This window comes from Anaerosporobacter mobilis DSM 15930 (assembly GCF_900142955.1).
Classification (GTDB): Bacteria; Bacillota; Clostridia; order Lachnospirales; family Lachnospiraceae; genus Anaerosporobacter; species Anaerosporobacter mobilis.
On record NZ_FRCP01000011.1, the window covers coordinates 86,902 to 110,905 of the forward strand.

Genomic DNA, 24,004 nt, shown 5'->3' on the forward strand with positions numbered 1-24,004 from the left:
TATGAAAAAAGAGATAAGTAATCAAGTGGAAGGAATATATTCATTGACTTCTATGCAAGAAGGAATGTTATTTTATAAGAACTTAGATGAAAAATCTACTAGTTATGTCATTCAATCAGTTTTGTTTGTAGCAGGTAATTTAGATTATGAAAAGCTTAATGAGGCGATTTCATTACTTGCAGTTAAGCATGATGCTTTACGAGCAACTTTCTTATATAAAAAGGTAGTAAAACCCCGTTTCGTCATCTTAGCAGAGAGAAATTTAGAAACACAGTTTATCGATTTATCTATAGAGATAGAAAAAGAAACTAAATTTGAGGAAATTAAAGAAGCGGATATTACAAGAGGATTTGACTTATCAGTTGACTCTCTAATGAGGGTAACGGTGGTAAAGATGGAAGAGAACACGTTTAAAATGCTATGGTGTTTTCATCATATTATTATGGACGGTTGGTGTTTCTCTATAATACTTAAGGATTTTATGTGTTTCTATGATAAATTACGTAATGGAGTTACAAAAGGGAAGTTAGTAGAAGAAATTAAGGGGGATAATTCAAGCACACAAAGTTATGCAAAGTATTTAAAATGGCATAGTGGGCAAGACAAAGAAGAGGGGTTGGCGTATTGGGATTCGTATTTAAAGGATTATCATAGTGACGTCGATATCATTCCACTTGGTATTGCAAAAAACACTGAAGAACAAGTTATGTCTCAAAATTTTTATGTGAGGCAAGAGCTGTGTGAACATATTCAGAAAATAAGTAAAGAACAAAAAATTACCATAAGTACATATTTGGAAGCTACGTGGGGGATATTGCTACAAAAATATAACAGAATAGATGATGTTGTTTTTGGTAAAGTAGTATCTGGAAGAAATGCTGATATTAGGAATATAAATGAAATAGTTGGTTTATTTATTAATACTATACCCGTAAGAGCTAAAGTCAATGAAGAAACAACCATTAAGGAATTGCTTGATAATATGATGTATGATTCTATTGAGAGTACTTCTTATATCTTTAATTCTTTGGCTGATATTCAAGATTGTACAGATTTGGGTAAAAATTTCATCAAGACTTTATTCGTATTTGAAAATTATTATGTTGATACAGAGGCTTACCATAATGGGATAGAGGGTTTCGATATTAAGATGGAATCTGCACGTGAGCAAACTAATTATGGTATTTCTTTTAAAGCATCTTTTACAAATGATGGTTTTATGAACACACAGGACAATGCGTTAGAGTTAAGTATTATGTATAAGCCTTCCCTATATTGTGAAAAAGAAATAAATCTTCTGTTACAAAGATTTGAAAAGATATTGAGTTATGTATTAACAGAGCAAGATCATAGAATACAAGATATTGAGTTAATTACACGAGAAGAATTGCATTGTATTCTTAATACATTCAATGCAACCCAAAAAACGTATCCGACGGATCTTTGTGTTCAAGAACTATTTGAACATGAAGCAGTAAAAAATCCATTGAATATTGCTGCAAGTTTTAAAAATCAGATAATAACGTATGAGCAATTAAATAAAAAAGCGAACCAAATGGCTAGAAAATTAATGGCATTAGGTGTAAAGAATAATGACTCTGTTGTGATTTTAGCGGAACGAAGTATTCAATTGTTAATTGGCATCTATGCAGTGATGAAGTCAGGAGCAACGTATATACCAGTTGATCCTAAGTATCCTAAAGATCGAATTGAATTTATTATTGAAGATAGTAAACCGACAGCTATTTTAACTTGTACGGAGTCTGAGATACAGAGGACGAATGTACCAATCATTCCATTATACGATGATAAGCAGTATAACGGAGACAGTTCAAATCTTAGTCGAATGAATAGTCCCGATGATCCAATTTACATTATTTACACATCAGGAACGTCAGGTCAACCCAAGGGAGTTGTTGTTAGCCATACTTCGGTTGTTAATCATCTTTTTATAGTTAAAGAGCGATTCTATAAGGGAAAAGTAGGTGTTACCCCTTTATTTACAAATCCTGTTTTCGATTTATCTGTACCGTCCATACTAGCACCGCTGTCGTTTGGAAGTAAGTGTTATATTTATGAAACTGCAGAACAAGGAATTGAAGAAATATTTACAAATGACGAAATAGTCTTAGTGAAGTTAACACCTTCCTTGCTTAAGGCATTGTGTCAGAATAATAGGTTAAAGGCACCAAAGAATTTACGATGTATTGTTCTTGGTGGGGAAAAATTAGAAAGTAAAGTTGTAGATGTAGCATATGAACGACTGGGAAACAAAATTGAGATATACAATGAGTATGGACCTACGGAAGCAACTGTATTTACAACAAGCAATTTGATAGAAAAAGAACATGGATCTATTATTCCAATTGGTTTTGTTGAAGACAATATGAGCATATATATTCTAGATGGAGTAAAACAATGTGGGATAGGTATGATTGGTGAGTTATGCATTGGTGGTGTTGGACTTGCTAAGGGATACTTAAATAATGATGCTTTAACACAAGAAAAGTTTATTGATAATCCATATGCAGAGGGGAAAGTATATCGTTCTGGTGACTTAGCCAGATGGTTGCCAGATGGTAATTTGGATTTTATTGGACGTGTGGATGAACAAGTAAAGATTCGAGGATTCCGGGTCGAAACTTCTGAAGTCGAAAGAGTGATTTGTAGTGTAGCTGGAGTTAGTGATGCGGTAGTCATTAGTAGAGAGGACGATAGTGGAGAGAATAATCTGTTTGCATATATTGTCCCAACGAGGGAAATTGAGTTAGAGCAAGTACGGTTAGCGTTACAAGCAAAATTACCAGAGTATATGGTTCCTAATTATATGATGATAATTGAGCAGATACCAATAACGACCAATGGAAAACTAGATAAACGAAAATTACCAATGATTTATGAAAAAAGTAAAGTCGAATATGTGGCTGCACGTAATGAGACAGAAGAAAAATTATGTATGATATTTGAAAAAGTTCTCAATCGTAATACGGTTAGTATTACAGATAACTTTTTTGAAATTGGTGGACATAGTTTACGAGCAATGCGCGTAATTAATCTTATTGATATTGAAATCGGTTATAAAATACCATTAAAATATTTCTTTGATAATCCAACAATTCTTGCAATTTCACAGGAGATAGTAAATAACGATAAAACACAGCATACGTTTATTCAAAAGGCATCAATTCAAGAAGCATATGCTATGTCATCTTCACAAAAAAGAATGTATTTTGCTTACCAGATGGAACCTACTAGTATATCGTATAATATGCCATATTTATTAAAAGTAAAGGAATCTGTGCTTGATATAGATAAAATAAAAGAAGCTTATACAAATCTTTTAATTAGACACGAGATATTAAGAACAAAATTCTGTATGATTGATGGTAATATGAAACAAACAATCGAAAGCAATCCGGTTGTTGATGTAGAATACATTGAAACAAAAAGTTGCATTGAAGAATTAAGCAGTCGACTTGTTTATCCATTTGTATTGGATAAGCTACCTCTGATTCGCATGAAAATTGTGGAATCAAAAGAGGGACAGTATATTTTTATAGATATGCATCATATTGTTTCTGATGGTGTTAGTCAGACGATTTTCATTGATGAATTATTAAAAAGTTATAATAGTATTGAACTTCCAAACAATGAGTTACAATACAAAGACTATAGTGAATGGTTAAGAACTCAAGATTTATCTAAGCAAAAAGAATATTGGATAAAAGAATTTCATGAAAATATTCCAATTCTTGATTTCCCTTATGATTTTCCTAGACCAATTAAGTTGAGCCAAAAAGGTAGGTTAGTGACAACAACATTTGGTGAAGATATTAAGAAAGAAATTGCACTGATAGGTAAAAAAACTGGGACGACAGAGTACATGATTTTTTTAACAGCAGTGATGATACTAATAGGAAAATACAGTAGGCAAGATGATATTATTGTGGGCAGTCCTATCTCGGGTCGAACAACGAAAGACCTAGAGAGTATGATGGGAGTTTTTATTAATACCCTAGCATTGAGGGCGAAACCTAAAAAAGAAAGTACAGTGTTAGAACTATTGAATAGTGTTAAGGATAAAACACTAAAAGCTTATGAGAATCAAATATATCCTTTCGAACAACTAGTGGAAGAATTAGATATCCATACTGATCTTTCTAGAAATCCACTTTTTGATGTAATGTTTGTCTATCAAAATTATGATAAAGTGCAACTAACTTCCAAGAATTTGACACTTGAACATTGTGAACCAAATTATGAGAATGAAAAATTTGATTTTACTATTCATGTGGATGTACTAGAAGATTCTTATTATACAGGCATCAGTTATTCGACTGATTTGTTTCATGAAAGTTCAATTCAGACTATGTTGTCTCATTTTAAGATGGTATTACTTAATATGATAAATAATATAAATCAAAAGATTGAACAAATTAATATGATGACATCAGATGAAGAGGAGTTAGTGATATCTAAGTTTAATCAAACAACGGTAGAGTATCCAGATAGCAAGACAGTTATTCAAATGTTTGAGGAACAAGTATTAGCAAATCCAAAAGGTATTGTATTGGAGGATGAGGGGTGTAAACTCACATATGAAGAGTTGAATGTGTATGCCAATCATACAGCAATGGAGTTACAAAATTATGGAGTTGGAATTGAGGATAAAGTAGCAATTCTAGCAGAAAAGCGCATAGAACTCATTATAGACATAGTAGCAGTCTTAAAAGTGGGTGCTGCCTATGTGCCAATTGATATACAGTATCCAAATGAACGCAAACGTTTTATGATAGATGATTGTGAGCCAAAAGCAATTCTTCTAACAAATAAAGAACAATATGCTGACCTATGTCTTGAGGAGGTAACAGAACCTATTCTGTACCCTGATTGCTATGGGTCGGAAGTTCAGAGTATTGATAATATAAAGTGTTCCGTGTCGAAAGAAAATCTAGCTTATATTATTTATACATCAGGAACAACGGGAAAACCAAAAGGGGTTATGATTGAGCATCAATCCTTAACCAATTATATAACCTATGCTAAAGAAGCATATGTAGATCATAGAATTTGTATGCCTTTATTTACAAATCCAAGTTTTGATTTAACGGTAACTAGTATTTTCTTACCTCTTTGTTTTGGTGGTAAACTTGTTGTATATAACAATACAATTGATGTTGATATTGATAAAATATTCAGAAATCAAGAATTGACTATAATTAAATTAACTCCAATTCATCTTAAGGAAGCGGTAGCTCTTACGCAGACAGAGAAACTTAATAATCTTCAAAGTTTAATCTTGGGTGGAGAAGAATTAGTTACTGATGTGGTACAGATGTGCTTGGAACAATTCGGAGAACATATAAAAATTCATAATGAATATGGACCAACAGAGAGTACAGTAGGATGTTGCGATTATATTTATACAAAAGATATAACGACAAGAACAGTATCAATAGGTAAGCCAATTGCTAATACACAGATACGTATATTAGATGGTATATTACCTTGTGGTTTTGGAGTTCCTGGAGAATTGTGTATTTCAGGGGTTGGATTAGCACGTGGATATTTAAATCAGCCAGTTCTTACCGTAGAAAAATTTCAAGATAGCTTGATTGATACAATGAGACTATATCGTACCGGAGATTTAGCACGCTGGTCTAGTGATGGAAATATTGAATATTTAGGAAGAATTGATGAACAGGTTAAAATTCGGGGTTTTCGTGTTGAACTTGGCGAAGTAGCAGCGAATATAAAAAATATTGATGGAATAAGTGATGTTGCAGTTATAGCAAACGATGATAACGGAACGAAATATCTAGCAGCTTATCTTGTAGCAAATGAGCCAATTGACCTGGAAGATATCAGAGGGAAATTAAGTAGAGAACTACCTAATTATATGATTCCTGCACGTTTTGCACAAATCAAAGAAATACCTGTTAACAGCAATGGAAAATTGAATAAACGAGCATTACCAAGTATTGATATTGTATCAACTAATCATTATGTTGCACCTAAAAATCAACTAGAATCTGTATTATGTGAGATTTTTGAGACAATATTACATGTTGATAAAATTGGTATAGAAGATAATTTTTTTGAACTAGGTGGGCACTCCTTAAGCGCTACCAAATTAGTGAATCAAATAGAAGCAAAATTAAGTATACGTGTTCCACTTAAGGATATATTCGTAGCAAGGTGTGTTAAAAATATTGCAATACTAGTGAACAATCAACATAATACAAAGCAAGAGTCCATTCCAGTTGCGAACAAGCAACAAGCATATCTTATGTCATCTGCACAAAGAAGAATCTTTTTACTAAATCAATTGAATGAAAAGAATACCGTGTATAACATACAGGATACGGTTGTTTTCCATGGTGATTTTAATCATGATTGTGCAAAAGAAGCGTTAACGGAAATTACTAAAAGACATGAGACCTTACGTACCCGCTTTAAGATTATAGGTGGGGAACCAGTACAGCTAATTGAAGAGGAGGCAAAGATACTATACTCTATAATAGAAGATACGGATACAGATATCAAGCAACTACAAGCAGATTTCAACCAGCCATTTAATTTAGAAGAGGCACCATTGTTACGTGTTTGTACGGTAAATCGGGGAGATAAAACTTTTTTGATTTTTAATACACATCATATTATTTCAGATGGTGTTAGTATTGAGATACTAAAAGAGGAATTTATCCGTCTTTATAATGGAGACAAGTTAGAAACTGTTACATTACACTATAAAGATTATAGTGAATGGTTAAGAACAAGAGATTTATCAAGTGAACAAGAATATTGGCTAAACCAATTTGAAAATGATACACCTGTACTTAATCTTCCATTAGATTTTATTAGACCTGCGACACAATCCTTTGAAGGAGCCGCGTTACAAGCATACATAGAACCGGAATTAACGGCTATGATGAAAGAGTTAGCTTTAAAAACGGGGACTACGGACTATATGGTTTTACTTAGTGTTACCATGATACTCTTAAGTAAATACAGTAGACAGAAGGATATTGTTGTTGGAAGTCCAATTTCTGGTAGAAATCATCATGATACAGAAAAGATGCTAGGTATGTTTGTTAATACTCTTGCCTTGCGAGGTTGTGTTGAAAAAACAAAATCTTATAATGATTTTCTAGCAGAGATAAAGGAAACTTGTCTTGCTGCTTATGACAATCAAGAATACCCTTTTGAAGAACTTGTAGAAGAAGTATGTGTAAATCGTGATATGTCAAGAAATCCATTATTCGACATTATGTTTGCCGTTCAAAATAATGCGGTTTATGATGATATGTTTTGCCAAAAAGATTTACAGACGATTCAAAAATTAGATCATGAAGTATCGAAATTTGATATTTCTATTAGTGTTGGAGAATGTCGAAATGGCTATGTTATGTTAGTTGAATATTGTACTGCTTTATTTAAAGAGGATACAATTATATATATAATAAAACATTTTAAGCATGTACTATATGAAGTTCTAACAAATCCAGACATAGAATTAGGAAGTGTAGGAACAGCAAATTTCCAAGAAAGACAGATTATATTAAATGAATTTAATAATACCGCAAAAGAATATCCACGGGATATGTCTGTAATTGAGTTGTTTGAGAAAAATGTTGAAAAAGCGCCTGATCAAGTTGCTATCACTTTTGAAAATGAGAGTATAACATATAAGGAATTAAATGAAAGGGTGAATAGTTTAGCGTATCGATTTCGCAAGTTAGGGGTAAGACCAGATGAATTTGTAGCTATTATTGCTGAACGAAGTATTGAAATGGTAGAGGGTATCCTTGCTATCATAAAGGCAGGAGCTGCGTATGTAGCAATTGACCCAACATATCCAAAACAAAGAATTGATTATATGCTACAAGATAGTAGTGCAAAAATGGTTTTAACTTATCAGGTAGAGCTGGAAACGGAACTTTTGGTAATTGATTTAGAAAAACAAGAGTTATGGGTAGGTCCATATGATAATTTGAGTATCGTAAATAAACCAACAGACTTAATGTACTTAATCTATACTTCTGGTACATCAGGAAATCCAAAAGGAGTTATGATAGAACATCAAGGTGTAATATCAATGGGCACCTATTTGAATGATCTTTACGCAATGACCGAGCAAGATGTTGTTTTACAATTTGCCAATACTATATTTGATGCTTCGGTATGGGAATTAACAATATCGTTATTACTTGGAGCAACCTTGTGTTTAATACCGAAAGAAATCATTACAGACTTAGTAAGTTTTAAGAATTATGTAGAGGAACACAAAGTGACTGTAACACTATTGCCACCACAATTTTGTGCACAAATCAAGATAGATGGATTACGTGTACTTACAACTGGTGGATCAGCTGCAAATCCAGAGATAATTGACGCTTACAAAAATAAAGTTAGATTTATTAATGCATATGGACCAACGGAGAATACCGTTCTTGCAACCCATTGGGAATATGAGAAGGAGATGTCTATCCCACATAATATTCCAATTGGAAAGCCTATATCCAATTGTAAACTTTATATAGTTGAAGAAGATATATTATGCGGTGTTGGTATTCCTGGAGAGTTATGTATTACTGGTGATGGTTTAGCAAGAGGATACTTAAACTTGCCAGAATTAACGAATAATAAGTTCTGTAATAATCTATTTGGCGATGGAAAAATGTATCGCTCTGGAGATTTAGCTAGATGGTTACCAGATGGTAATATTGAATATTTAGGAAGAATAGATGAGCAAGTTAAGATAAGAGGATTTCGTATTGAGCTTGGTGAAATAGAGAGTGTTATTCGAAAAATTGAATATATACAGGATTTGGTTCTGTTAACTAAGGTTGATGCAAGTGGGGATAATGTGATATATGCTTACTTAGTTTCTAATACAGAAGTTGATATTGATGAAATAAAGAATACTATGAGAAAAACATTACCTGATTATATGATACCAGCATTTATGATGCAAATTGATGCGATTCCGGTCACTCGAAGTGGAAAGACAGATAAAGAAAAGTTACCAAATATTGAAATAACAAGATTAGACACTGAATTTATACCAAGGAACAAATATGAAGAACTTGTATGTAGCGCATTTAAAGAAATTTTGTGTCTTAATACGGTTGGTATTCGGGATAACTTTTTTGAACTTGGTGGACATTCCTTAAAAGCAACAAAACTAGTAAACAACCTGGAGGAAAAAACAGGAATACGATTGCGATTAAAGGATTTATTTATTAATACAACTCCAGAGTTAATTGCTAGGCTACTAGAAACATGTTTGAAAGATACGTATGAAGGAATACCAATTGCTTCTGATAAGGAATATTATGATATGTCATCTGCACAAAAGCGTATGTATATGGCGAGTCAAGTGGATGACACAAAAGTAGCTTATAATATTTCAGGTATTTTAAGGATATCAGGTGACTTTGTAAAAGAAAGATTTAAGCAAGCTGTAGAGCAGCTAACCATAAGACATGATGCGCTTCGTACAAGCTTTGCTGTTGTAGAAGGTTCTCTTGTACAGATTATTCATAATGAACCCGTATTGGATATTGAATATGCGGATATAAAGAAAGTAGATGTTCAGGAATCTACTATCGCAGAACTATATCATAACTTTGTTCGTCCCTTTGATTTACATAAAGCACCACTGATACGTTTTAAGGCTGTAACCACTAGCATAGACAATACAGAAGTATTTATTGATGTACATCACAGTATTGCTGATGGTATGAGTATGGGTATAATTCAGCGAGAGTTAATACAGTTGTACGAAGGGGAAAGCTTAGAGAACATTCCTATTCAGTATAAGGATTATAGTGAATGGATGTTAACAAGAGATCTATCTTCACAAAAATCATATTGGATGAATCAATACGTTGATGACCTGCCTGTCCTAGACATACCATTAGACTACCCAAGACCTTCTACACAAAGTTTTAGAGGAAACTCAATAAAATACAGAATATCATCTGATGTGAAGAGTCAGATAAAGAAGCTAATAAAACAAACGAATACAACGGAATATATGGTTCTATTCAGTGGTTTAAGTATTCTATTATCCAAGTATAGTAGACAACAAGATATTATTATCGGCAGTCCAGTAGCGGGGAGAACACATAAAGATACAGAAAATATTGTCGGTATGTTTGTAAACACCTTGGCAATTAGAACACAACCTAATCCAGAAAAAGAATACATTTCCTATTTAGAAGAGGTCAAGACCACTTGTTTAAATGTGTTTGAAAATCAAGAGTATCCATTTGATAGCTTGATTGAAGATTTGGATGTGAAGAGAGAGATTTCTAGGAATCCGTTATTCGATATTATGTTTGTATTACAAAATAATGAGAGTGTTAATCAAGAATACAAAAGCTTATTAAAGGATGATGTGAAAGTAGATGATACACATAAGGAATCTAAATTTGACCTAACAGTTATAGTACTACATAAGAATGACGAATATGAACTTATATTTGAGTACTGTTCTGATTTGTTTAAACAAGAATCCATTATGAATTTAATTAAGCAGTATATTCATATTCTTCGTGAATTATCTCAAAGTCCACAATTATGTATTGGAGAGATTGAGGAAATAACTGAGGAAGAGAAACTTTGTATCCAGACATTTAATAATAGGAGAGACGTGCTGAATCATAATATAACAGTGCCTGATTTGCTGAAAGAACAAGCAAAACTTCATGCAAGACAATGTGCTGTTGTATACCAAGATAAGCAAATTACATACCAGGACTTAGATTACTATTCAGACATGCTTGCTACAAAATTACGTGCTCTTGGTGTTCAAAACAATGAGTCAGTCGCACTGTTAACAGAAAAAAGTATTGAGATGGTGATTGGTATTTGTGCAGTGTTAAAAGCTGGAGGAGCCTACGTTCCAATTGATACACGTTATCCAGAAGAAAGAATCAATTATATCCTAAATGACTGTAATCCAAAGGTAGTTCTTATATATGATCAAGAGTATACGGGTATGGTTCCAGTAATTGATTTAAAAAGTAGTAGTACTTGGATAGGGGAAACGAAGAAGAGTAACCAAACGATTTTATCAAATGACCTTGCATATATTATTTACACATCAGGTACAACGGGGAATCCTAAAGGAACGATGATTGCGCATAAGAGCATTATACATCTAGTAAACCAACCAAGTTTTATTCAATTAGATGAAAATAGTGTTATTTTGCAAACGGGAGCAATGGCGTTTGATGCATCAACATTTGAGGTTTGGGGCGCGTTGTTAAACGGCGGAAAGCTTATATTAGCTGATATGGATGTAATAATGAAACCGGAGTCCCTACATAGAATGATTACTCAAAATAATGTAAATATTATGTGGTTGACGTCTACGTTATTTAATCAAATGGTAGAATTAGATTGTACGGTATTTGATTCATTAACATATCTTTTGATTGGTGGTGAAAAGCTTTCAGAAAGGCATGTAAAACAGTTTAAACGACATAACCAAAGTACAATACTTATTAATGGATATGGTCCTACAGAGAATACGACATTTACAACAACTTATAAGATTCCGACTACATTTGAACGAATTCCAATTGGCCTGCCGATTAATGATACGAAGGTTTATATTCTGAATAATTCTGACAAATTGTGTGGAATAGGTGTACCTGGTGAATTGTGTGCAGCAGGAGCCGGAGTTGCAAGAGGATATCTGAATATGCCTGAATTAACACAGGATAAATTCATACCAAATATGTTTGGGGAAGAGGTATTATATCGTACTGGCGATTTGGCAAGATGGCTTCCTGATGGCAATATTGAGTATTTAGGTAGATTGGATGAGCAAATCAAAATCAGAGGTTTTAGGGTAGAATTGACAGAGATTGAAACTGTCATCAATGGACTTGAGTATGTAAGTGAAAGTGCAGTAACTGTCCGTGAAGATAGTAAGGGTGATAAGAGGATATATGCTTACATTGTTTCAAATGGTATGGAAGATAGTTACCAACTTAAAGAAGAGTTAAGAACAAAATTACCAGATTATATGATACCTTCTTATATTACATATCTTGAACAATTACCAACAACAAAGAATGGTAAGTTAGATCGAAAAGCGTTAGAAGTGGTCGAAGTTTATAGTGTTAAGGAATATATGGAACCGATAACGGAAACAGAGAAAAAAGTTGCCCATACATTTTCCAATGTATTAAACATCAATAAGGTATCAAGACTGGACGACTTTTTTGAATTAGGTGGTCATAGCTTACGAGCAATTCGAGTTATTAATGAATTAGAACAACTAATGAATGTTCGAATTACTTTAAAAGATGTATTCCAGCATTCTACGGTAAAATTGCTTGCAGACTTTATGGATGGTATACAAGTGGATAATTATCAAGCGATTCCTACATCAGAGGAAAAGGAACAATATATCATGTCGTCTGCTCAAAAACGAATGTATATGATTCATCAAATCAATACAAAGAGTCTAAGTTACAACATGCCTTATATCATGAAAGTAACAACAGGAAAGATAGATGCACAAAAACTAAAATTGGCACTTCAAAGATTAATACAAAGACATGAAATATTGCGTACCGTTTTTATTATGAAAAAGGGACAATTATGTCAAGAAACCAAGACTGAAGAAATCGTAGAGTTCACTGAAGTTACTTGTAATACAGATTTAAAGGATTCTATACAGAATTTTGTAAGACCATTTGTACTAGAACAACTTCCTTTGATACGAATGCAAGTTGTTACTATTCAGTTAGAACAATATATCATGTTAGATATGCATCATATAATTTCTGATGGAATGAGTGCAGGAATCTTATTTGATGAATTATTTGCTCTATATGAAGGGAAGGAATTAGCTCCATTAAGAGTACAATATAAGGATTATAGTGAGTGGATGAACGGTAGAGATCTTGCTATGCAAAGAAACTATTGGAAAGATATATTCTCTGATGAAATTCCGGTATTAGACTTTCCTCTTGACTATCAACGACCACAGATTCAAACTTTTAGTGGAAAAGAAACTAGATTGAAACTTGGAAAAGAAGTAAGAGAGAAAATAGTAGAATTATGTAAAAATACAAATACTACGGAATATATGGTTCTATTAGCTTGTTTTACATTATTGTTAAGTAAATATAGTAGACAAGAGGATATTGTGGTGGGTAGTCCAATTGCAGGTAGAACGCATAAGGACACAGAGAATATGCTTGGAATGTTTGTCAATACGATTGCCTTAAGAACAAAACCAGAAAAAGAAAAGAGATTTCTGGATTACCTGAAGGAGTTGAAGGAAATCGTTTTGGCGGCGAATGAAAATCAAGAATATCCGTTCGAAGAATTGGTAGAAGAACTGAATATTCAAAGAGATATATCAAGAAATCCTTTATTTGATGTTATGTTTGTATACCAGAATAATGAGGAATTGAAGCTTTCAACTGAAGAGTTCTGTCTTGCAGGTTGTGAATCAGAAATTAATATTGAGAAATTCGATATTACATTCTGTGTGTCCCCGACGAAGGAGGGATATAATATAGTTTTAAACTATAGCACGGATATCTTCAAAAAGGTGAGTATGGAACAATTGTTATTACATTATCAAACAATCCTTACGAATGCTTTAACTAACTGTAATTCCAAATTGGAGGAGATTAGTCCTGTAGATGCTAGGGAAAAGGTGAAGATTACAAAAGTATTTAATGAGAATACTACCAAGTATCCAAAGGATAAAAGTGTAGGAGAGTTATTTGAAGAACAAGTGAAAAGAACTCCGAATGCAGTTGCACTTGTATCTGGTAACGCCGTATTGACGTACAATCAAGTTAACTTACGTGCTAATAAGTTAGCAATGATGCTAGTTCAAAAAGGGGTGGTTGCTAATGATTTCGTTGCTATTGGAGTTGAGAGAACCATTGATACCATAATTGGAATTTTAGGAATTGTTAAGGCTGGTGCTGCTTATGTTCCAATTGATTTTAATTATCCTGCCGATCGTGTGCAATTTATGTTAGAAGATTGTACACCAAAATTCTTTATACAAGTTAATGAAATAAATACGATTAAAATCGATATACCAATCATACGATTACATGAAATTGATTTATATCCAGAAGCAGAATATGTTAATCATAATAAATCGAATGATTTAATTTACTTAATTTATACATCTGGTACAACTGGTAATCCAAAAGGTGTTATGATATCCCATCAGAATGTAGTTCGATTGATAAAAAATACAAACTATATAGAATTGACTGAAAAGAATAGAATTTTACAAACGGGCTCTTTAGCATTTGATGCTTCTACATTTGAAATTTGGGGTGCATTACTCAATGGCGGAATGTTGGATATTGTTTCAAATGACATTATAACGAATGATAAATTATTAGTTGATGAAATTAACAATAAAGAAATTAACACAATGTGGGTCACGGCATCTCTATATAATCAAATGATTTCAACAAATGCATGCATATTTGATGGACTAAACTATTTATTAATAGGTGGAGAAAAATTATCAGAAAAACATGTTAATATCCTAAAGAAGAGAAATAAAAAGATTCATTTGATTAATGGATATGGTCCAACGGAAAATACAACATTTACAACAACATACGAGATTAAAGATTGCATGGATAAGATTCCAATTGGTAAACCAATAGCAAATACGCAAGTGTATGTTATTGAGAATAAGGAGTTATGTGGTATTGGAATACCAGGAGAACTTTGTACGACAGGGGATGGTTTATCAATAGGTTATCTCAATAATGAGGAATTAACCTCCCAAAAATATGAACCAAATCGGTTTGGTGATGGGCTTATGTACCATACGGGTGATTTAGTAAGATGGCTTCCTGATGGAAATATTGAATATCTAGGTAGAATAGACGAACAAGTAAAAATTCGAGGATTTCGTATTGAATTATCAGAAATCGAAACCGTTATTCGAAGAGAAGAAAATGTCGAGGATGTTGCTATTATTGTAAGAATATTGGAAAACCAAGAAAAAGTAATCTGCGCTTATGTTGTTATGATGAGTAAACTAGATGTACAAGATATGAAGGGAAAATTACGAAAGATTTTACCGGAATATATGATACCAATGCAGATTGTACAGTTAGAAGAATTACCATTAACGATAAATGGAAAACTTGATCGAAGACGCTTACCTGAGATTGAATTTTGTAAAGATAAGACCTATGTGAAACCAAGAACTGAACTTGAGAGAATAATTGCATCAATTTTTATGGAAATACTGAGTCTTAAAGATGTGGGAGTCTATGATAATTTCTTCGAGTTAGGAGGGCATTCTCTAAGGGCTACGCGTATGATTAACGCAATAGAAGAAGCGACTGGGATTCACCTTACATTAAAGAATATTTTTGAAAATGCAACCATTGATTCAATTGCAGAGCTTGTCAAAGCGGGAAAAGGAGAATATGAGCAATTACAACGGGCAATTATAAAAGAATATTATCCTATGTCTTCTCTACAACGTAGAATTTATTTGGTAAGTAATATTAGCCCTAATAGTCTTGTGTATAACATGCCTAGATTTTTAACAATTAGTGGTGTATTTGACGTACTAAGAATAAAAGATGCATTAGAAGATATGATTGCAAGGCATGAAATACTTAGAACAAGTTTTCAGATGATCAATGGGGAATTAATGCAAAAAGTTCATGAACAGGGCACACTAGTATTCACTTATCAAGAACTTAGCGAGGAGGAGAATGAAAATAGATTAAAAAACTTTGTACAACCTTTCGCTTTAGGTAAAGAATCTTTGTTACGTGTAGAAATAAATAAAGTGGATAACATATACTATCTGTTATTTGATATGCACCATATTATCTCGGATGGAATGAGCATGAATATTTTCTGGAAGGAATTATTCCAATCCTATGTCGGAGAAACAGTGGAACAAGGAGCATATCAATATAAAGATTACAGTGAATGGGTTCAAAAACGTGATTTACAAAATCAGAAAGAATACTGGATTAGTGAGTTACGGGACAACTTGACAGAATTAAATTTACCTTATGATTATCCTAGAACTAGAATACAATCTTCGACTGGTGCAAGAACAGCAATCAATTTTTCTGCGGAATTAAAACAAAGCTTGGACGAATTTTGTAGTAATAATAATGTAACTTCGTATATGGTTATGCTATCAGCTATTATGATTACTATTTCTACATTCAGCGGGCAAGAAAGTTTACTGTTAGGAACTGTAATGTCAGGAAGAACGCATAAAGAAACAGAAAAAATGCTTGGAATGTTTGTGAATACAGTTGTTATGCACGGGGAACCAAAGTTAGAAATACCATATATAGAATTCCTACATACTATTAGAAGTAAGGCTTTAAAAGCATTTGAGAATCAAGAGTATCCGTTTGATAGTTTACTAGAAGATTTAGACATTAAGAGAGAAGTATCAAGAAATCCTATATTCGATGTAATGTTTGTTATGCAGAATAATGAAAAGTTGGATCTTACAGTAGAGGGATTAGAAATAGTAGATATACCAACTAACTATAGTGATGAGAAATTTGACTTAACGTTTACAGCAAGTGAAACAAAGGATTCATGTACGATAGATTTGGGATATCGTTCTGACTTGTTTAAGGAAACAACCATTACAATTATGTTGGATCGTTTACATACGATACTTACAAAGATACTTGCCAATCCACTTCAATTAATACAAGACATTAAGAAAATTAGTGATAAGGAAGAACAGTTAATATGTAATGTATTTAATGATACTAGGACAGCATATCTAGTTGATAAATCGGTTGATGATATATTGGAAGAGATGGTAAAATTATATCCAGATTCGGTTGCTGTAATTAGTGGAGACATTCAACTTACTTATGAAGAGTTAGATATAAAATCCAATAGTTTAGCAAACCAACTAATACAAATGGGAGTTGTAAGTAACGATTTAGTTGCTATTTTTGCAAGAAAAAGCATTGAGACTATTATTGCAATTTGCGCGATTATTAAGACAGGTGCCGCATACGTGCCTATTGATACAAGATATCCAATGCAGCGAGTACAATCCATATTACAAGATTGTAATCCAAAAGTTATAATGAAATATAAGACAGATATAGTTACGAACATACCAATCCTTGATTTGTTAGATGAGTCTTATTTAAGTAATTCAATAGAATTAAAACAACGTAGTGCTCAACCAAACAACTTATTATATGTTATCTATACGTCTGGAACAACTGGAAGACCAAAAGGCGTTATGGTTGAACACAAGAGTGCAGTTAGGCTTGTAAAAAATACGAATTACGTTACGCTGAATCATGATACAGTAATCTTACAGACTGGGGATATGGCTTTTGATGCTTCTACTTTTGAAGTATGGGGGGCTTTACTAAATGGTGGAACGTTAGTATTGGTTCCGACAGAAGTATTTGCTAAGGCTGATGTATTAAAATCTACTATAATTAAATATGGTGTTAATACGATGTGGTTAACAGCGATGTTATTTAATCAGGTGGTGGAGATAGATTTACATGTACTTGATTCTTTGCAATACCTCTTAATTGGTGGAGAAAAACTTTCTGAGAAACATGTTAAGATTTTCAAAGAAAATAATAACTATACGAATCTAATTAATGGGTATGGACCAACAGAAAACACAACCTTTACAACAACTTATTTAATACCTGATCAGTTTGAGAGAATTACCATTGGAACACCGATTGCTAACACTCAGGTGTATATTGTTGATACAAATCGCAAGTTATGTGGAATTAATGAGCCAGGAGAATTATGTACAACAGGAGATGGACTAGCACTAGGGTATCTAAATCATGAAGAATTAACAAAAGAGGTATTTATACAAAATCCATTTGGCGAAGGTAAGATGTACTGCACAGGAGATTTAGCAAAATGGCTTCCAGATGGTACAATTGATTTCCTTGGTAGAATGGATCAACAAGTTAAGATTCGAGGATTTCGTATTGAGTTAGCGGAGATCGAAACAGTAATTAATAATATTTCAGGAATTAGTGATTGCGCTGTCATAATAAAAGAAGATAGCATGGGAGATAAAAGAATATGCGCATTTATCGTGAAAAATGATAAAAATCTTGAAATACCAGTAAAAGAGAATTTGAAAAACATATTGCCAGAGTATATGATACCAACATATATCAGTGAGGTAGAGGTATTACCATTAAATCAAAATGGAAAATTAGATGTAAAAGCATTACTTGAAATTCCTATTGATATCAATAATGGGTATAGAGAGCCAGTCACAGATGTTGAGAAGAGTCTTGTTGCGATATGGGGTAAGGTGTTACAAGTTTCAAAGATTGGTATTTCGGATAACTTCTTTGAAAATGGTGGACATTCGTTAAAAGCAATGAAAGTTATTAACAAAATAGCGGAAGAATTAGGTATACGTTTAGAATTAAGGGATATATTTGAATATGCAACGGTAGAAGAATTAGCAACATATATTTCAAACAAAAACGATGTAATGGAAGAAATAGCCGTGGGCAAAGAAGAACAAAGAGAGTATTATCCTATGAGTTCAGCCCAAAAGCGTATATTTGTAGTAAGTCAATTAGATAGTACGCACACAGCTTATAATATGCCACAGGTTTATGAAGTTGTTGGAAAGCTAGATATTATACGATTACAAAGTGCATTCCATGAGCTGACAAATCGCCATGAAGTATGTAAAACACGATTCTATATGTTAGAGAATGAAGCCGTTCAAGAGGTAGATGGTAATATAGAATGTGAGTTTACATATGAAGTTGTGGAAGATTTCAATGTAGAAGATCTATTAAAGAGATTTGTTCGTCCATTTGAATTTGTAGAGGGAGGATTGATTCGCCTTAAGATTGTTCAATATAAAGAACAGTATTACTTGTTCTTAGATGTGCATCACATTATATCTGATGGAATGAGTATGTCCATTATATTTAAAGAATTATCCAATTTATATTCTAAAAAAACATTGCCTAAACTTAATATCCAATATAAAGACTATTGTATATGGTTACAGCAATGCAATATTGAGAAACAAAAAAGATATTGGTTGAAAGAATTTGAAGGTGATATTCCTATAGTAGAGTTGCCATATGATTATAAACGGGGTGAGATTCAGAGCTTTCGAGGTAATATACTAAATCGTGTTATTGATAGTAACACGAGACAGCGATTAATTGAGTTTTCAAAGAAAAGTCAAACCACAGAGTTTATGATATTTACTTCCGCTATTATGATTACTTTAGGAAAATACAGTAATCAAAAGGATATTATCATTGGAAGTCCGGTCTATGGAAGAACAAATAGTGAAGTGGAAAATTTAGTAGGAGTTTTTGTTAATACGTTAGCGTTACGTGGAGATATTAATGGAGAGAAATCGTATCTTGATTTTCTTAAGGAGGTAAAAGAGACTGCTTTACGTGCATATGAAAATCAAGAATATCAATTCGATGACTTAATTGATATATTGGAGATAAAGAGAGATATCTCTAGAAATCCATTGTTCGATGTTATGTTTTCCTACCAGAATAATGATTCTGTGGAACTAAACATTGATAATGTCTTTATGAAACCAGTAGAGCATAAGTTTGAAAGTCAGAAGTTTGACCTCACCTTTTATATTAGTGATTCTGAAAGCAATGAATATGATTTAAGTGTTGGCTACTGCACGGACTTGTTTATGGAAGAAACAATTCAAAAAATAATGGATAGTTTTCTTGATGTCATACAATCTATTTTGCTAGATGAAAATCAGAAGATAAAAGAAATTGATATAATCAAAGCGGAAGAAAGAGATAAAGTATTGCATCAGTTTAATAGCCAGTCAATGAGTTGTTCCGATTCGTGTACTATTTGTGAGATGTTTATGAAACAAGCAAATTTAACACCAAATGCTGTAGTTAGTGTGTATAAGAATACTAAGATTACGTATGCTCAACTTAGGGATTCGGCAAATCAACTTGCTAATTATTTGAGGAATCAAGGGGTTCAACGAGAAGATATAATAGGTATTATGATGGAACAATCCAATGATATTCTGGTGGGAATTTTTGGGATACTTTTCTCGGGTGCAGCCTATTTGCCAATTGATCCATCATATCCGAAGGATCGCATTGAATATATGCTACAGGATAGTGGAGCAAAGATTCTTGTAACCCAAGAACATCTAGTGGGAACAATTGACTACACAGGTAAGAGTGTATGCATTAATGATGAGCTTTTAGAAGAATCAAAAAATATACAAATAATCAATCAACCTTCTGATTTGGCATATGTTATTTACACATCTGGTTCGACTGGAAAACCAAAAGGTGTAATGATTGAACATCACAATATTGTAAATCTTGTAAACTGGCATAACCGTGAATATGAAGTTACAAGTGATGACTGTAGTACAAAATATGCAGGGTTTGGATTTGATGCTTCTGTATGGGAGATATTCCCTTATATTGTTGTGGGAGCACAGATACATGTAATTGATAGTGACTTACGAATGAACATACAAGGTCTAAACCAATATTTTGAGGAGAATAATATATCAATCAGTTTTCTGCCAACACAAATTTGTGAGCAGTTTATTACTTTACCAAACAAGTCTTTACGTACTTTATTGACGGGAGGAGACAAACTTAGAAAATATGTTCCTACGAATTATCGACTAGTTAATAATTATGGACCGACTGAAAATACAGTAGTATCCACAAATTATTGGGTTAATGCTGAAAACAGTAATATACCTATTGGTAAGCCAATTGATAATGTCAGAGCGTATGTTATTGATAAATATCATAGTTTAGTACCAATCGGTATCTGTGGAGAATTAGCTGTATCCGGTGAGAATTTGGCTAGAGGATACATACATAATGAGGAACTTACTAAGGAAAAATTTGTTGAAAATCCATTTGAACCAGGCAATAAAATGTATTTAACTGGAGATATAGTAAGGTGGAGAGAAGACGGAAATATTGAGTATATTGGTAGATTAGACAATCAAGTAAAAATACGTGGTAATCGTGTAGAAATAGGAGAAATAGAGCAAGCTGCATTGCAACATGTAGAAATCTCCGAATGCGTTGCTATGATATGGGAAGCTAATTCTGGAGATAAAAGAATTGTTTTGTATTATGTAGCGAGTAAAGAACTTGATTCAAAAGAAATAAAATCATTTCTTGCTACATTTTTACCAATCTATATGTTACCAACAATATACTATCCATTAAGCGAACTACCACTTACAGCAAATGGAAAGATCAACAAAGAAAAACTACCAAGTTTGCAAGAATTTTATAAGGAAAAACCAGAACAACCAGATGTTCAAATGACAACGGTTATAAAAAATATTCATGAAATTTGGAAGACGGTACTTGAAATGGGAGATATTAATATTTATGATAACTTTTTTGAAATTGGTGGAAACTCTATTTTGCTAATTAGTATGCATAACAAATTAGAAGAAATATATCCAGGAGCAATCTCAATCACAGAGATTTTTGCAAATCCATCAATTATTAAATTAGCTGAAGCAATTGAATATAAAAGTAATAAAATCTTATTAAAGGGAATTGTGCTACAAGATACAAGTTTTAGAACAGATGTACAAGATATAAGTAATGGAAAGTTGCAATATCAATATACAGAGGAAGCTACGAACAGTATATTGAATGAAGTAGAAGACGTGATTGAATTAAAAAACATTCTCATAACAGTGTTTGCTTTTGTATTGAAGCAAAATTCGATTGAGGAACATATTGTTTTACATTGTCAAGAGGAAGTTGGAAAATACTATACCCTAGATATTGATTTAAAGAATCAGACGAACTTAAATAGTATGCTGTTAAATGTACTAGAAGTTAAGAAATCCAGTCAGCAAATAACATATACATTGGAGTCAGCTACTAAAAATTACGATCAAAATACTTCTGTTACTGTATTGTTAAAATTTAATACCAATACGTGTACAGATGAAAAGAATCTTTACGATATTATATTAAGTGTAGATATCAGTAAGAAAATTGTTTTGGAATTTTCAAGCAATAATGTACAAATTGATATGGATTTTATGGGTAATATGTTCAACCAACTCATAAGTACAAGCTCAGTAATATTTAATTATTAATTTATACAAAAAGAAAGAGAGTGATGCAAATGATTGCTTTCGAAATCATTTGCATCACTCTCAATAACGGGGCTGTTACGAAACGGTTAAGAAAACCATTTTGTAATAGCTCTGTTTCATTTATCTTTTAATTAGATACATTAGTAACAAGTCTATTATATACTTCGTATGTCTTTTCATCTGTTGAACTGCTGAAGACATATTTTTTACCATTTTTCTTAGTGATCATGATGAAAAGGTGATTTTGTGGATTAAAACATACGGTACAAGAACCATTTCCGGATATGCTATAAGTACCCTTACAAAGAGTAGAGAAACCAGTTCCATTGTCTTTTGAGATATCAGGTAATTCATCCCATGTTTCAACTGTCTTAATATCATCAAAGTCTATGTCATAGGTGGTATGAAAGTGTTTGGCTGTGATGCTATCTTCATCAATGGTTAGTAGTAAGGGTGAAAATTCACTTTGAATTATTCCAATGGCAGAGATTGGCATAGCTAATATAACTAGTGCTATGAAAACGGTGAGAACTTTGCCTGCGGGTTTTGCGTATTTCATATCCGCTCCTAACCCTACTCTTTTTTGTACTATCAAATGCTTATCGTTGGGATTGTAATAAAGCAATCCATAGATCCAATAACAATCTTCATCTGTAGTCAAAGAATCCTCTGACTGTATACTGAATTGTTGTTGGGCTAAACGAACCTTAAACTCGGCGCGAAGTACCCACCATAATAGAAAGAAAGTATAGAGTAAGGTAATAGTTAAGAAGAGAATAATACTATCTATATAGTGATTAATATACAGACAAAATAAGATTGTGTATACAGCGTTGGTATATGATAGACCGATAAAGCATTTACCAAAGTTATATCGACGAATTCTTGTTAGGGTTTGATTGCGTAAAGAATCTTGACTAACAATTTCTTGTTTTGTCTTATATGCAATATGAAACAAGAAAGGGCATAGGAAGGTTACTAATCCAACCAATGTAGTCGTGGCAAGGGATAACAGATTAGAATCTTTGCTTATAATTATACTCAAATCAATAATGATTGGTATACAGGTTAATACTATAGCTGGTAAAAACCAATACTTGCTTGCTTTAATAGTTGATAGGCTTTACTAACAGTCATCATATTAATTCCTGATTAATCTGCAAGATTTCGTATCGTTGGTAATTGGTCACCAGGGAGTAATTTGCCATCAGAGATAGCGATAATTATTTGATTCCTAATCTGCTGATAGATAGGAATATCACTGGAAAAGTCAAGTGACAGAAGCATGTAATTCCTCCTTATCTATAAGGGTTAGCTGTTTCTTTGTATTAGTTATAGCAATGCATATAATGCAAAGTGTCAAGGTAAACTTGTCTAATGTTTGTTAAAAAACTAGGTTAGTACGGGAGTATTGAATTGGAATCTCAACGTATACTAACGAGGTTATTTATATTCTATCATTTACTTTTCATGAGATTTCACAACCTATCTCTAATTGCTGTTGTAGGACTGGAAGAGAAAAACTAAGGGAAGAAATTAAGAGAAAAGAGCAAAGGGAACTGTTTGATTTGAAAAATATAAGTGTATCCATTATGAAAGAGTGGCGATAGCATTTGTGTTCTATTGCCCCTTAATTGCTGAGTAGCGGAAGTGCCACTGTAAAACAATGGCGGCGAAGCCGTCAAAAAGCAAAAAATGCAATGTGGGTACCCACTTGTCCTGCTTGCCACTTATGTTCGCAAACAAAGAGCCGTATAGGAAAAGCTTTTTATATGATTAACAGCAAATGGGGTTGACTAAATACTAAAAGACTGCTAAAATTAAAACAAACCAACCGTCGGTTTATAAAGG

Annotated in this window: 3 protein-coding genes; 1 reads left to right on the top strand and 2 read right to left on the bottom strand. The window is 32.8% G+C overall.

From position 1 onward, the window contains the following. Nucleotide 1 precedes the first annotated feature (1 nt). Nucleotides 2-22,153 (top strand): non-ribosomal peptide synthetase, encoded by a 22,152-nt coding sequence (locus BUB90_RS11070; protein ID WP_073287652.1) that lies wholly within the window; start codon nucleotides 2-4, stop codon nucleotides 22,151-22,153. A gap of 127 nt (nucleotides 22,154-22,280) precedes the next feature. Here the strand turns inward: BUB90_RS11070 and BUB90_RS23270 are convergent, their stop codons facing one another. After that, on the bottom strand, nucleotides 22,281-23,198 hold the full coding sequence (locus BUB90_RS23270; RefSeq protein WP_139241746.1) for a hypothetical protein: 918 nt from the start codon (nucleotides 23,196-23,198) through the stop codon (nucleotides 22,281-22,283). Nucleotides 23,199-23,305: 107 nt separating this feature from the next. Beyond that, a complete protein-coding gene (locus BUB90_RS11080) occupies nucleotides 23,306-23,440 on the bottom strand; it encodes a GntR family transcriptional regulator (RefSeq protein ID WP_084139207.1) in 135 nt (44 codons plus the stop codon). Nucleotides 23,441-24,004: the final 564 nt, after the last annotated feature.